Origin of the sequence: Noviherbaspirillum sp., assembly GCF_035654295.1 — a bacterium.
Lineage (GTDB): Bacteria > Pseudomonadota > Gammaproteobacteria > Burkholderiales > Burkholderiaceae_D > Noviherbaspirillum.
Window position 1 is genome coordinate 1 of the sequence record NZ_DASRXF010000179.1, and the last position, 12,903, is coordinate 12,903.

Below are 12,903 nucleotides of genomic sequence, written 5' to 3' on the forward strand. Positions count from 1 at the left end.
CGTTCCGCGAGACATTCCGTGTCGGGAACGAAATGGTCGTTTAGAGCCTCTTTCATTGGAAAAAATCCTGCGCCGGCAAGCTTGCAATGTCCTGTATGATGCAGCTAACTTTTCTTGTCTTCGTTCATCATGATAGGCCGCCTCTCCGGAATCCTGCTTGAGAAAAATCCGCCCCAGCTGCTGATCGACTGCAACGGCGTCGGCTATGAAGTCGATGTCCCGATGAGCACCTTCTACAATCTGCCCGGGATGGGCGAGAAGGTGGTCCTGCTGACGCACCTCGCGGTGCGCGAAGATGCGCACCTGCTGTACGGCTTCGGCACCGTGGAAGAGCGCAATGTATTCAAGCAACTGATCAAGATTTCCGGGATCGGCGCGCGCACCGCGCTGTCCATCCTTTCAGGGATGTCGGTGGCCGACCTGGCGCAGGCGATCACGCTGCAGGAGGCCGGCAGGCTCACGCGGATCCCCGGCATCGGCAAGAAGACCGCGGAACGCCTGTTGCTCGAACTGAAGGGCAAGTTGGGCGCCGACCTCGGCGCACCCGCCGGCACCGCACACCACGACGCCACTGCCGACATCCTCAACGCGCTGCTGGCGCTGGGATATTCCGACAAGGAGGCCGCGCTCGCGCTCAAGCAGGTGCCGGCCGGCAGCGGTGTTTCGGACGGCATCAAGCTGGCACTGAAGGCGCTGTCGAAGTAAGGACGCAATGCGATGAGTATTCAAACCGACAATTTCACCGAACAGCGAATCATTGCCGCCACGCCGGCATCGCCGAATGAAGAGGCGATCGAGCGCGCGCTGCGGCCCAAGCAGCTCGACGAATACGTCGGGCAGGAAAAGATCCACGGCCAGCTGGAGATCTTCATCACCGCGGCCCGCAAGCGCAAGGAAGCGCTGGACCATACTCTGCTGTTCGGCCCGCCTGGCCTGGGCAAGACGACGCTGGCGCACATCATCGCGCGCGAGATGGGCGTCAACCTGCGCCAGACCTCCGGGCCGGTGCTGGAACGCGCCGGCGACCTGGCGGCGCTGCTGACCAACCTGGAACCGAACGACGTTCTCTTCATCGACGAGATCCACCGCCTGTCCCCCGTGGTGGAAGAGATCCTGTACCCGGCGCTGGAGGACTACCAGATCGACATCATGATCGGCGAAGGCCCGGCGGCGCGTTCGGTGCGGCTCGACCTGCAGCCGTTCACGCTGGTGGGCGCCACCACGCGCGCCGGCATGCTCACCAATCCGCTGCGCGACCGCTTCGGCATCGTCGCCCGCCTGGAGTTCTACACGCCGCAGGAACTGGCGAAGATCGTCACCCGCAGCGCATCGCTCCTGAATGCGCGCATCGTCGACGAAGGCGCGCTCGAGATCGCCAAGCGCAGCCGCGGCACGCCCCGTATCGCCAACCGCCTGCTGCGGCGCGTGCGCGACTACGCGGAAGTGAAGGGCAACGGTGAGATCACCAAGGCGATGGCGGATGCCGCGCTGAAGATGCTCGACGTCGATCCCGTCGGCTTCGACCTGATGGACCGCAAGCTGCTGGAAGCCGTGCTGTTCAAGTTCAGCGGCGGTCCGGTCGGCCTGGACAACCTGGCCGCGGCCATCGGCGAGGAGCGCGACACCATCGAGGATGTGCTGGAACCCTACCTGATCCAGCAAGGATTCCTGCAGCGAACGCCCCGCGGCCGCATCGCCACGCCGGCCGCCTACACCCACTTCGGCATCACCGGCCCTCGCACCGGTGCGGTCGGTGATTTGTGGGAACAGCAACCCGAGTAAGCTGTCCATCCTGCCGAGCGCCGACCACCGGCCGCCGCCCTTCGAGCTTGCGCCCGCCCCTTGCCATTGCGGCAAGCTCGGCAACCTTTCCCCTGGAAAGTTGTCTTGTTGTCATCCGTAAAACTACGGTATTTGCATTTACTTATTAAGAATCCGGCAAAGATGCTCCTATAATGCTTCTTTCCAGCACGGTCGCACTTTTTTGTTTGACTCCGCGCAATTTCGCGGCCTGCCGCCTGCGTAAAGTACAGGGCGAGCCGCAGAACCGCCGGGGTCTGCGACCTTACCGTTCGAGTCCCCGCCATGCTCATGTCTACGCAAGCCAATCGCTACGCGCACCAGTTGCTTGACGCGCGAGCACAGGTGCAACTGATCCCGCCGCTGTCCTCCAACGGCCCGCTGACCGTGGCCGACGGCTACGACATCGCGCGCAGCATGATCGACATCCGCACGGCCCAGGGCGAAACCATGGTCGGTCGCAAGGTGGGTTTCACCAACCGCAAGATCTGGCCGAAGTATGGCGTCAGCGAGCCAATCCGCACGCCGATCTGGACCCCGATCTTCGATGAGACCGTCCGCTATACCGAAGATAACCGCGGCCTGCAGAGTCTCGAAGGCGCGCTGCAGCCGCGCATCGGGCCGGAACTCGTCTTCAAGCTGAACCAGACACCCGCACCCGACGCGAGCATCGAGCAACTGGCCGAGTGCATCGAATGGATGGCGCACGCCTTCGAAATCGTGATCTGCCCGTTCCCCGACTGGAAGTTCGAGATGGCCGATTCGATCGCAGCCTTCGGCCTGCACGGTTCGCTCATCGTCGGCGAGCCGAAGATGCTGTCCGCCGCCAGCCGGCGCAGCCTTGCCGAGGTGCTGCCGCATGCCAGCCTCTCGCTGTCCTGCGGCGATGAACTGCGTTCCGCGGGATTCGGCAGCGATGTGCTCGGCAGTCCGATCCATGCGCTGTGGCACCTGCACCAGCTGCTCAAGGTCCAGCCGCAGTTCCCGCAGCTCGCCGCGGGAGAGATTGTCACCACCGGCACCTGGACGGACGTGTGCCCGATCAAGCCGGGCGAGACATGGACTTCGGCGTTCTCCGGCATTTCGCTGCCGGGACTGACGATTTCGTTCGTGTAGAAAAAAAGGCGCCTCCGGCGCTCATGACGGTCACTTAACGCAGCAAATAAGGGACGTCATTCCTGCGAAAGCAGGAATCCAGTGTCGTTCATCGACGCCTGCAAGACGCTGGATCCCGACTTTCGTCGGGATGACGGTGGTGGAATCGACCGTAAGTGAACAGCATGAGGCGCCCCCGGCGCCTTTTTCATTGAAGGGGCATCCCCTTACTCCTGGCGCACCCACGTCTGGGTCCGGCCCAGCATCGGCACGCCGATGTAGCCGCGCACATCCAGCTTCTTGCCGCCGTCCACCACGGTCATCTTGCTCTTGTAGACCTTGCCGTTGTTCGGGTCGAGGATCTGGCCGCCGTTGTACTCGCTGCCATCCTTCTTCATGCCGGTGATGATGGTCATGCCGATCACCGGCTGGTCCTTGAGCGCGCCTTCGCACTTCTCGCACTTCGGGTTCGGGTCTTCGCCCGGCTCGCGGAACAGTTTCTCGATCTTGCCGCGCAGCTCGCCATTGCTTTCGGTGATGCGCACCAGCGACTTCGGCTTGCCGGATTCGTCGTCGATGGTTTTCCAGACGCCGATAGGCGTGCCGTCCTGCGCCATGGCGCTAGCGGCGACCAGCGCGCCGGCCGCCAGGGAAAGGGTGACTAATCGTCTCATTTTAATGTCTCCTGGATTGGGTGGTGTGCTCGGACCGGTGCAATCCGGTCCGAACTGTCCAGAAGTTTCGACCGAGTGGTGCTTAGCTTTTTTGCAATTTCTCAAACTGCTCGCGCAGTTTTTCGAGTGTGGCTCCGAAGGTCAAGAGACGCTCTTTCTCCTGCGCCACCACTTGCGCCGGAGCACGGGCGACGAAGCTTTCATTGCCCAGCTTGGCATTGGCCTTGGCGATTTCGCCTTCGAGGCGGGCGATCTCCTTGGAGAGTCGCTCCTTCTCGGCGGCGACGTCGATCTCGACCTTGAGCATCAGCTTGACCGTGCCGACCACGGACACCGGCGCCGGGGACTCCGGCAGGGTATCGACGATCTGTACGTCAGACAGCTTGGCCAGCGCCTGCAGGTAGCGCCCGAAGGACTCGGCCTGCGCCTTGTCGTTCGCTTCGATGAACAGCGGCACGCGCTGCGCCGGCGAAAGCTGCATCTCGCCGCGCAGGTTGCGGCAAGCGTCCGTCATCGCTTTGAGCTGCGCCATCCATGCCTCGGCCTGCTCGTCGATCTTCTTCATCTCCGGCTGCGGGTAGGCCTGGAGCATGATGGAGTCGCCGGCGGGGTTCAGCTGGCGGCCGGTCATCGGCGCGATCTTTTGCCACAGTTGCTCGGTGATGAACGGGATCACCGGATGCGCCAGGCGCAGCACGGTTTCCAGCACGCGCAGCAGGGTGCGGCGGGTGGCGCGCTGTTGCGCCTCGGTGCCGTTCTGGATCTGGACCTTGGCCACTTCGAGGTACCAGTCGCAGTATTCATCCCACACGAACTTGTAGATCGCCGAGGCGATATTGTCGAAGCGGTAATCGGCGAAGCCCTTCTCGACTTCCGCCTCGGTACGCTGCAGCAGCGACACGATCCAGCGGTCGGCCGGCGAGAAATCGCGCATGTCCGGGCCGCAGGTGGCGGGATCGAAGCCGCAGTCCTTGCCTTCGGTGTTCATCAGCACGAAGCGCGTCGCGTTCCACAGCTTGTTGCAGAAATTGCGATAGCCTTCGCAGCGGTTCAGGTCGAAGTTGATGTTGCGGCCGAGCGAGGCATAGCTCGCCATCGTGAAGCGCAGCGCATCGGTGCCGAAGGCGGGAATGCCATCCGGGAATTCCTTGCGGGTAGCCTTGGCAATGCTTTCCGCCTGCTTCGGGTTCATCAGGCCGGTGGTGCGCTTGGCGACCAGCGATTCGACGTCGATGCCGTCGATCAGGTCGATCGGGTCGAGCGTGTTGCCCTTGGACTTGGACATCTTCTGCCCGCTGGCGTCGCGCACGAGGCCATGCACGTACACCGTCTCGAACGGCACCTTGCCGGTGAAGTGCGTGGTCATCATCACCATGCGCGCCACCCAGAAGAAGATGATGTCGAAGCCGGTGACCAGCACCGACGACGGCAGGAACATCTTGTAGTCCGGCGTTTCTTCCGGCCAGCCGAGCGAGGAGAAGGGCACCAGCGCAGACGAGAACCAGGTGTCGAGCACGTCGGATTCACGCGTGATCGCCTTGCCGCCGGCCTTGGCCTTCGCTTCTTCCTCATTGCGGGCGACGTAGATGTTGCCTTCCTCGTCATACCACGCCGGGATCTGGTGGCCCCACCACAGCTGGCGGGAAATGCACCAGTCCTGGATATTGTTGAGCCACTGGTTGTAGGTGGTGGTCCAGTTCTCCGGGATGAACTTGATCGAGCCGTCGGCTACCTTTTCCAGCGCGACTTCGGCGATCGACTTGCCGGGGAAGTGCGTGCCTTCCGGCGCGGGCTTGCTCATGGCGACGAACCACTGGTCGGTCAGCATCGGCTCGATGACGACACCGGTGCGGTCGCCGCGCGGCACCATCAGCTTGTGCGGCTTGACGGATTCCAGCAGGCCCTGGGCGTCGAGGTCGGCCACGATCTGCTTGCGCGCGTCGTAGCGGTCCATGCCCTGGTATTTTTCAGGCGCGTTTTCATTGATCTTCGCGTCCAGCGTCATGATGCTGATCTGCGGAAGATTGTGGCGCTGGCCCACGGCGTAGTCGTTGAAATCGTGCGCCGGCGTGATCTTCACGCAGCCGGTGCCGAATTCCTTGTCCACGTAGTCATCGGCGATGATCGGGATTTCACGATCGGTCAGCGGCAGTTTCAGCATCTTGCCGAGCAGCGGGGTGTAGCGCTCGTCCGTCGGATCGATGGCCACGGCGACGTCGCCCAGCATGGTTTCCGGGCGGGTGGTGGCGACGGTGATGTGGCCGCTGCCATCCACCAGCGGATAGCGGATATGCCACATGTGGCCGTCTTCTTCCTCGGAGACCACTTCGAGGTCGGACACGGCGGTGTGCAGTTTCGGATCCCAGTTCACCAGGCGCTTGCCGCGGTAGATCAGGCCCTGTTCATACAGGCGGACGAACACTTCGACCACGGCCTTGGACATCTTCTCGTCCATGGTGAAGTATTCGCGCGTCCAGTCGGTGGACGCGCCCATGCGGCGCATCTGCCCGGTGATGGTCGAGCCGGAATGTTCCTTCCATTCCCAGACCTTTTCGAGGAACTTCTCGCGGCCGAGGTCGTGGCGGGAGACTTTCTGCGCGTCGAGCTGGCGTTCGACCACGATCTGGGTCGCGATACCCGCGTGGTCGGTACCCGGGATCCAGGCGGTGTTATGGCCGCGCATGCGGTAGTAGCGCGTCAGGCCGTCCATCACGGTCTGGTTGAAGGCATGGCCCATGTGCAGCGTGCCGGTCACATTGGGCGGCGGCAACTGGATGCTGAAGGCCGGCTTCGACGGATCGGTGGTGGCGGTGTAGTAACCGCGCTGTTCCCATTCGGTACGCCAGTGTTTCTCAATGTCGGCGGGCTCGAAAGACTTGGCTAATTCCATGATTCCAATATGTTTTTACGAAACTATGCATTATACGGGAGCGAAGGGGGAGAGAAGAGCTGACATCGGCTGCGATCAGCGTATAATTCGCGCATTGCCGATTTAGTAGCAGCCCTCTAAAGGCTGCGCGGTACGACGCTAGGGGTCCTGGCTGCAGTCCGGCCGGGTGAGAAACACCCTCGAACCTGATCTGGGTAATGCCAGCGAAGGGAAGCATCCGGAAAGCCAGCAGTCCCTCCTTTTTCCGCCGCTCCTTCGCAACCACCCGTTTTTGCAAAGGAGCACCATGAACGCCAATCCGCAATTCCTCGCCGCCACCGCCAAGGTGGACGAAGCCGCGATCCAGCCGCTGCCGAATTCCCGCAAGATTTACGTCGAAGGCTCGCGCCCGGATATCCGCGTTCCGATGCGTGAAATCAGCCAGGCCGACACGCCGGCATCCTTCGGCGCGGAAAAGAACCCGCCGATCTATGTGTACGACACCTCCGGCCCGTACACCGACCCCAGCGTCAAGATCGACATCCGTTCCGGCCTCGCCCCGCTGCGCGCCGGCTGGATCGCCGAGCGCGGCGACACCGAAGAGCTGCCCGGCCCGAGCTCGCAGTACGGCGTCGAGCGCCTGAACGACCCGAAGCTGGCGGAGCTGCGCTTCAACCTGCATCGCAAGCCGCGCCGCGCGATCGCGGGCAAGAACGTCACCCAGATGCACTACGCGCGCCAGGGCATCATCACGCCGGAAATGGAATACATCGCCATCCGCGAAAACCTGCGCCGCAAGGAATACCTGGAAAACCTGAAGGCTTCCGGCCCGATGGGCGCCAAGCTGGCCGACCTGATGGGCCGCCAGCATCCGGGCCAGTCGTTCGGCGCGAGCATTCCGGCCGAGATCACGCCGGAATTCGTGCGTTCCGAAATCGCCTGCGGCCGCGCGATCATTCCCGCCAATATCAACCACCCGGAATCCGAGCCGATGATCATCGGCCGCAACTTCCTGGTGAAGATCAATGCCAACATCGGCAACTCCGCGGTGACCTCATCGATCGGCGAAGAAGTCGAGAAGATGACCTGGGCGATCCGCTGGGGCGGCGACACTGTGATGGACCTTTCCACCGGCAAGCACATCCACGAAACCCGTGAATGGATCATCCGCAATTCCCCGGTGCCTATCGGTACCGTGCCGATTTACCAGGCACTGGAAAAGGTCCACGGCAAGGCCGAGGAACTGACCTGGGAAATCTTCCGCGACACGCTGATCGAACAGGCCGAGCAGGGCGTCGACTACTTCACCATCCACGCCGGCGTGCGCCTGCAGTACGTGCCGCTGACGGCCAAGCGCATGACAGGCATCGTGTCGCGCGGCGGCTCGATCATGGCGAAGTGGTGCCTGGCGCATCACAAGGAATCCTTCCTGTACGAGCACTTCGAAGAGATCTGCGAAATCATGAAGGCCTACGACGTGTCCTTCTCGCTGGGCGACGGCCTGCGCCCCGGCTCGATCTACGATGCCAATGACGAGGCGCAGCTCGGCGAGCTGCGCACGCTGGGCGAACTGACCCAGATCGCGTGGAAGCACGACGTGCAGGTGATGATCGAAGGCCCCGGCCACGTGCCGATGCACCTGATCAAGGAAAACATGGACCTGCAGCTGAAGGACTGCCACGAAGCCCCGTTCTACACGCTCGGGCCCCTGACCACCGATATCGCCCCCGGCTACGACCACATCACCTCCGGCATCGGCGCCGCGATGATCGGCTGGTACGGCACCGCGATGCTGTGCTATGTGACGCCGAAGGAACACCTCGGCCTGCCGAACAAGGCCGACGTGAAGGAAGGCATCATCACCTACAAGCTGGCCGCGCATGCCGCCGACCTCGCGAAGGGGCATCCCGGTGCGCAGATCCGCGACAACGCCCTGTCCAAGGCGCGTTTCGAGTTCCGCTGGGAAGACCAGTTCAACCTCGGCCTCGATCCCGACAAGGCACGCGAGTTCCACGACGAGACGCTGCCCAAGGATTCGGCCAAGGTCGCCCACTTCTGCTCGATGTGCGGCCCGCACTTCTGCTCGATGAAGATCACGCAGGACGTGCGCGACTTCGCCGCATCCCAAGGCATCTCGGATGACGAGGCGCTGAAGAAGGGCATGGAAGTGAAGGCCGTCGAGTTCGTGAAATCCGGCGCGGAACTGTATCGCAAGCAGTAAGGCCATGGAAATCGAACTGAACGGCGCACCGCATCCGGTTGCCGAGAACCTGAACGTGCAGGACCTGATCGCCTCGCTCGACCTGGCGAACAAGTCCCTGGCGGTAGCGATCAACCGGGAAGTGGTGCCGCGCAGCCAATGGGCCGCGCGCGTGCTGCAACCGAGCGATCGCGTGGATATCGTCAAGGCGATCGGCGGCGGTTGAATAACTAAAGAAATTCCCTCCCCTTCAAGGGGAGGGTTAGGGTGGGGATGGGTTTCAGTTGCGAGGCCAGGCAAACGATTTCACAGGACCGGCAGCAAGGGATTTGCGAAAGTCCCTGACCGACGCGGAACAGAAGCTGTGGCAGCGTTTGCGAGGCAGGCAGCTGGGCGTGAAATTCCGCCGTCAACATCCTTTTGAAAATTTCGTTCTGGATTTCGTCTGTCTCGAGTGGAACCTGGTGATCGAGATCGACGGCTCGCAGCACATCGAAAACACGCGCTACGACGAGAAGCGTTCTGCACGATTGGCAGCAGCCGGCTTCAGAGTTTTCGCTTCTGGAACAATGAAGTGCTGAACGAAACGGATTCGGTTGTACAAGCGATTTGGGATGCGTTAAACCCATCCCCACCCCAACCCTCCCCTTGAAGGGGAGGGAGTGTACGGAGCTCTTATGCACACAACAGAAAATACCCAAGACCCCGGCCTCACCATCGCCGGCAAGACCTACCGCTCCCGCCTCCTGGTCGGCAGCGGCAAGTACAAGGACCTCGAACAAACCCGCGTGGCCACCGAAGCCAGCGGCGCCGAGATCATCACCGTCGCCATCCGCCGCGTGAACATTGGCCAGGACCCGAACGCGCCCAGCCTGCTGGACGTGGTGCCGCCGTCGAAATACACCATCCTCCCCAACACTGCCGGCTGCTACAACGCCAAGGACGCCGTCTACACGCTGCAACTGGCGCGCGAACTGCTCAACGGCCACAAGCTAGTCAAGCTGGAAGTGCTGGGCGACGAGCGCACGCTGTTCCCGAACATGCCGGAAACGCTGAAGGCTGCCGAGACCCTCGTCAACGATGGTTTCGACGTCATGGTCTACTGCAGCGACGATCTGATCCAGGCGAAGATGCTGGAAGAGATCGGCTGCGTCGCCGTCATGCCGCTGGCCTCGCTGATCGGTTCCGGCATGGGCATCCTCAACCCGTGGAACCTGTCGCTGATCATCGAGCAGTCGAAGGTGCCGGTACTGGTGGATGCGGGCGTGGGCACCGCATCCGACGCGGCGATCGCGATGGAGCTGGGCTGCGACGGCGTGCTGATGAACACCGCCATCGCCGGCGCGAAAGACCCGGTCCGCATGGCGCGCGCGATGAAGCTCGCAGTGGAAGCCGGGCGCGAAGCCTTCCTGGCCGGGCGCATCCCGAAGAAGTTCGCGGCTTCGCCGTCCTCGCCGATGGAGGGGCGCGCAACATGATGCGCCCCAGCGTCCTCGTCTTCGCCGGCTCCGATCCGAGCGGCGGCGCAGGATTGCAGGCGGACATTCCGGCGATTGCCGCCCTCGGCGCGCATCCGCTGACGTCCGTCACCGCGCTCACGGTGCAGGATAACGACCGCGTGTTCATGGTGCATCCGGTGCCGGCGGCGCTCGTGCAGCAGCAGGCGCGGGCGCTGGTCGACAAGATCGATATCGCCGCCGTGAAGATCGGCATCGTCGGCAACCGCGCCAACGCGGAAGCCATCGCCGATATGCTGCGCGAAATGAAGGAACGCCGTCCGGGCCTGCATGTGGTGCTCGATACAGTGCTGGCCAGCGGCCATGGCGACAAGCTGTCCGAGGACAATCCCGCATTCGCCGTCATGACGCTGCTGCCGTTCGCGACGCTGGTCACGCCCAACCTGCCGGAAGCGGCGGCGCTGTGCGGCGGCAACCAGAGCATCGATGCGCAGGTCGCGCACTTGTTGCAGTACTGCCCGAACGTCCTGATCAAGGGCGGGCACGGCACCGGGCCGGACATCGTGAACCGCCTGTTCACCCGCGAAAACAAGTGCACCTGGACCTGGCCGCGTTTGCCGGGCGGCTTCCACGGCACCGGCTGCACCCTGGCATCCGCCATCGCCGCCTTGCTTGCCTGCGGCAAGACCATGGTCGAAGCCGTCGAAGAGGCGCAAGCCTACTGTCATCAATCCCTGCAAACCGCCTATGCGATTGCAGAGGGTCAGCGCATTCCGAACCGCTGCACCACCTCAGAGGAACTCCCATGAAAGGCCTGTATCTCGTCACTCCCGACTGGGACGATACGCAGAAGATGCTCGATGTCACCGAAGCCGGATTGCGCGGCGGCGCAGCCATCGTGCAATACCGGCACAAGACGGCATCGCCGGAACTGCGCCGGGAGCAGGCAGCGCTGCTGCAGGCCTTGTGCCGGCAATACGGGATTCCCTTCATCGTCAATGATTTCGTGGAACTTGCGATTGAACTCGACGCCGACGGCATCCATGTCGGCGGCACCGATGCCGCGGTGGCGCAGGTGCGTGCTTCGGTCGGCCCGTCGAAGATCGTCGGCGCGTCCTGCTACGGAAGCATGCAGCTCGCACGCGATGCGTACCAGGCAGGCGCGAGCTATGTCGCATTCGGCGGCTTCTATCCGTCGCGCGTGAAGAAGTACGAAGTCACGACGCCGCCGGAAATCGTGGCCCAGGCGAAGAAGGAAATCCCTGTGCCGAACGTCGTGATCGGCGGCATGACGCAGGAAAACGCGGTGCCCCTGGTCAAGCAGGGCGCGGACATGGTCGCCGCGATCAGCAGCGTGTACATGGTCGACGACCCGCAAGCCGCCGCACGCGAATTCGCCCGCCTGTTTGCTTCCTAACGGTTGGCGGCATGGGCCGCCAGCACATCGATGAATGCACGCACGCGCGGCGGCATCAGACGGTGTCCCGGCCATATCACGCTGATCGGCAAGGGCGCCGGGCGGTAGCCCGACAGCACTTCCACCAAGGCGCCCCGCGCCAGCGCTGCGGCGGCCATGTAATCCGGCACCTGGGTCAATCCCATGCCATGGCAAGCCGCCTCCACCATGCCCTCGCCGTCGTCCAGCAGCATGCGGCGTGCGGGGTGCAGGTCCACCGTTTCTCCATCCACCTGGAATTGCACCGGCCGCTCGCGCCCGGAGGTCGGGTTGCGGAACAGGATGAATCCGTGCCCGTCGAGCCGCGACGGATGCCGCGGCTTGCCCTGCCGCGCAAGGTAATCGGGGCTGGCGCAGACCACGAGGTGTTGCAACCCGATCTGGCGGCTGGCGAGGCGCGAGTCGGTCAGCGGCATGATGCGGATTGCGGCATCCATGCCATCCTTGACCAGGTCGCAGAGCTGGTCGGACAGGCGCACGTCGGCAGTCAGACCGGGGTGCTTGTGCAGCAGCGCGGCCAGCGCCGGCAGCACGACGTGCTTGCCGAAGGTGATCGGCACGTTGATGCGCAATTCGCCGCGCGGTTCACCGCCGGCGCCGGCGGCCAGCAGTTCCAGCTCGTCGATATCGGCCAGGATTTTTTCGCAGCGCGCATACAGGGCATCGCCGTCCGAGGTGAGGGTGACTTGGCGCGTGGTGCGATGAAACAGCTTCACCCCGAGCTGCTCTTCAAGGCGCAGGATGCGCTTGGCGACCGTCGACGGCGTGACGCCGAGTTCGCGCCCGGCCCGGGCGAAGCTGCCATGCCGGGCGGCGCAGGCAAATGCGAGGAACTGGCTGAATCCGCTCATGATCGATTGAGGAAGAAATTTCCTTAATATTACGACATTGGCGGCTATTCAAGACATGGTCCGCCGGGGGCATACTCTCCTCCAATCCGCCGCGTGGCGGTGTCCAACAAGGAGGATGCGATGTATGTGATGCAGAATCAGGCGCCGGGCGAGACCGGATTTCCCGGTATCGAGCACGCTACGCTGGCCGGCAGCGCGAACGGGCTTCGTCATTTGTCCATCTGGCAGCAATCAGTCGCCCCGGGCGCGGCCACGCCGCCGCACCGCCACGCCTGCGAGGAAGTGGTGCTGTGCACGGCAGGCGAGGGCGAGTTGCACATTGACGGAAGGATAGAGCGCTTCGGCGCAGACACCACCGTCGTCATTCCGGCCAATGTCGACCATCAGATCCTGAGCGTCGGCGAGCGTCCCCTGGCCTTCGTCGCGGTGCTCGGCATGACGCCGGTGCAAGTGCAGTTTCCCGACGGCGCGCCGATCGCGCTGCCGTGGCCGACCTAGCCT

General features: G+C 63.3%; 13 protein-coding genes and 1 riboswitch. Of the genes, 10 read left to right on the top strand and 3 right to left on the bottom strand.

The window, feature by feature from the left end; genetic code table 11:
• Positions 1-129 precede the first annotated feature (129 nt).
• The 3 genes from ruvA to VFF99_RS16875 all read left to right on the top strand — a co-directional run bounded on the left by ruvA (position 130) and on the right by VFF99_RS16875 (position 2,916).
• Positions 130-705, top strand: coding sequence for a Holliday junction branch migration protein RuvA (gene ruvA, locus VFF99_RS16865; protein WP_325020069.1), 576 nt, complete (start codon positions 130-132; stop codon positions 703-705).
• A gap of 12 nt (positions 706-717) precedes the next feature.
• Entirely contained in the window at positions 718-1,782 is a 1,065-nt protein-coding gene (gene ruvB, locus VFF99_RS16870; protein WP_325019931.1) for a Holliday junction branch migration DNA helicase RuvB, read from the top strand.
• 303 nt (positions 1,783-2,085) lie between these two features.
• Positions 2,086-2,916, top strand: a complete 831-nt coding sequence (locus tag VFF99_RS16875; RefSeq protein ID WP_325019932.1) for a 2-keto-4-pentenoate hydratase — start codon at positions 2,086-2,088, stop codon at positions 2,914-2,916.
• Positions 2,917-3,122: 206 nt separating this feature from the next.
• On the opposite strand, the gene VFF99_RS16880 is transcribed toward VFF99_RS16875, so the two are convergent.
• Positions 3,123-3,569, bottom strand: coding sequence for a DUF2147 domain-containing protein (locus VFF99_RS16880; RefSeq protein ID WP_325019934.1), 447 nt, complete (start codon positions 3,567-3,569; stop codon positions 3,123-3,125).
• A gap of 82 nt (positions 3,570-3,651) precedes the next feature.
• The gene (locus VFF99_RS16885) at positions 3,652-6,459 is read right to left on the bottom strand and encodes a valine--tRNA ligase (RefSeq protein WP_325019936.1); all 2,808 of its coding nucleotides are present in this window, start codon (positions 6,457-6,459) and stop codon (positions 3,652-3,654) included.
• A 130-nt stretch (positions 6,460-6,589) separates the two neighbouring features.
• Positions 6,590-6,688, top strand: a riboswitch (TPP riboswitch).
• A 57-nt stretch (positions 6,689-6,745) separates the two neighbouring features.
• Between VFF99_RS16885 and thiC the strand changes: the two genes are divergently transcribed.
• From thiC to thiE, 6 genes are all read left to right on the top strand, one after another.
• Positions 6,746-8,659, top strand: a complete 1,914-nt coding sequence (gene thiC, locus VFF99_RS16890; RefSeq protein WP_325019938.1) for a phosphomethylpyrimidine synthase ThiC — start codon at positions 6,746-6,748, stop codon at positions 8,657-8,659.
• Between the two features lie 4 nt (positions 8,660-8,663).
• The gene (gene thiS / locus VFF99_RS16895; RefSeq protein ID WP_325019940.1) at positions 8,664-8,864 is read left to right on the top strand and encodes a sulfur carrier protein ThiS; all 201 of its coding nucleotides are present in this window, start codon (positions 8,664-8,666) and stop codon (positions 8,862-8,864) included.
• A gap of 103 nt (positions 8,865-8,967) precedes the next feature.
• Positions 8,968-9,219 carry an endonuclease domain-containing protein gene (locus VFF99_RS16900; RefSeq protein WP_325019942.1) on the top strand — a complete coding sequence of 84 codons (252 nt, stop codon included), beginning with the start codon at positions 8,968-8,970 and terminating at the stop codon, positions 9,217-9,219.
• 96 nt (positions 9,220-9,315) lie between these two features.
• Positions 9,316-10,116, top strand: a complete 801-nt coding sequence (locus VFF99_RS16905) for a thiazole synthase (RefSeq protein WP_325019944.1) — start codon at positions 9,316-9,318, stop codon at positions 10,114-10,116.
• Complete coding sequence (locus tag VFF99_RS16910; RefSeq protein WP_325019945.1) at positions 10,113-10,904, top strand: hydroxymethylpyrimidine/phosphomethylpyrimidine kinase; 792 nt, start codon at positions 10,113-10,115, stop codon at positions 10,902-10,904. The genes VFF99_RS16905 and VFF99_RS16910 overlap by 4 nt, the downstream gene beginning before the upstream one ends.
• Positions 10,901-11,512, top strand: a complete 612-nt coding sequence (gene thiE, locus VFF99_RS16915; RefSeq protein WP_325019947.1) for a thiamine phosphate synthase — start codon at positions 10,901-10,903, stop codon at positions 11,510-11,512. The genes VFF99_RS16910 and thiE overlap by 4 nt, the downstream gene beginning before the upstream one ends.
• On the opposite strand, the gene VFF99_RS16920 is transcribed toward thiE, so the two are convergent.
• On the bottom strand, positions 11,509-12,402 hold the full coding sequence (locus tag VFF99_RS16920) for a LysR family transcriptional regulator (protein ID WP_325019949.1): 894 nt from the start codon (positions 12,400-12,402) through the stop codon (positions 11,509-11,511). The two genes, thiE and VFF99_RS16920, sit on opposite strands and share 4 nt — an antisense overlap.
• A gap of 99 nt (positions 12,403-12,501) precedes the next feature.
• On the opposite strand from VFF99_RS16920, the gene VFF99_RS16925 reads away from it, so the two are divergent.
• Positions 12,502-12,900 (top strand): cupin domain-containing protein, encoded by a 399-nt coding sequence (locus VFF99_RS16925; RefSeq protein ID WP_325019950.1) that lies wholly within the window; start codon positions 12,502-12,504, stop codon positions 12,898-12,900.
• Positions 12,901-12,903 lie beyond the last annotated feature (3 nt).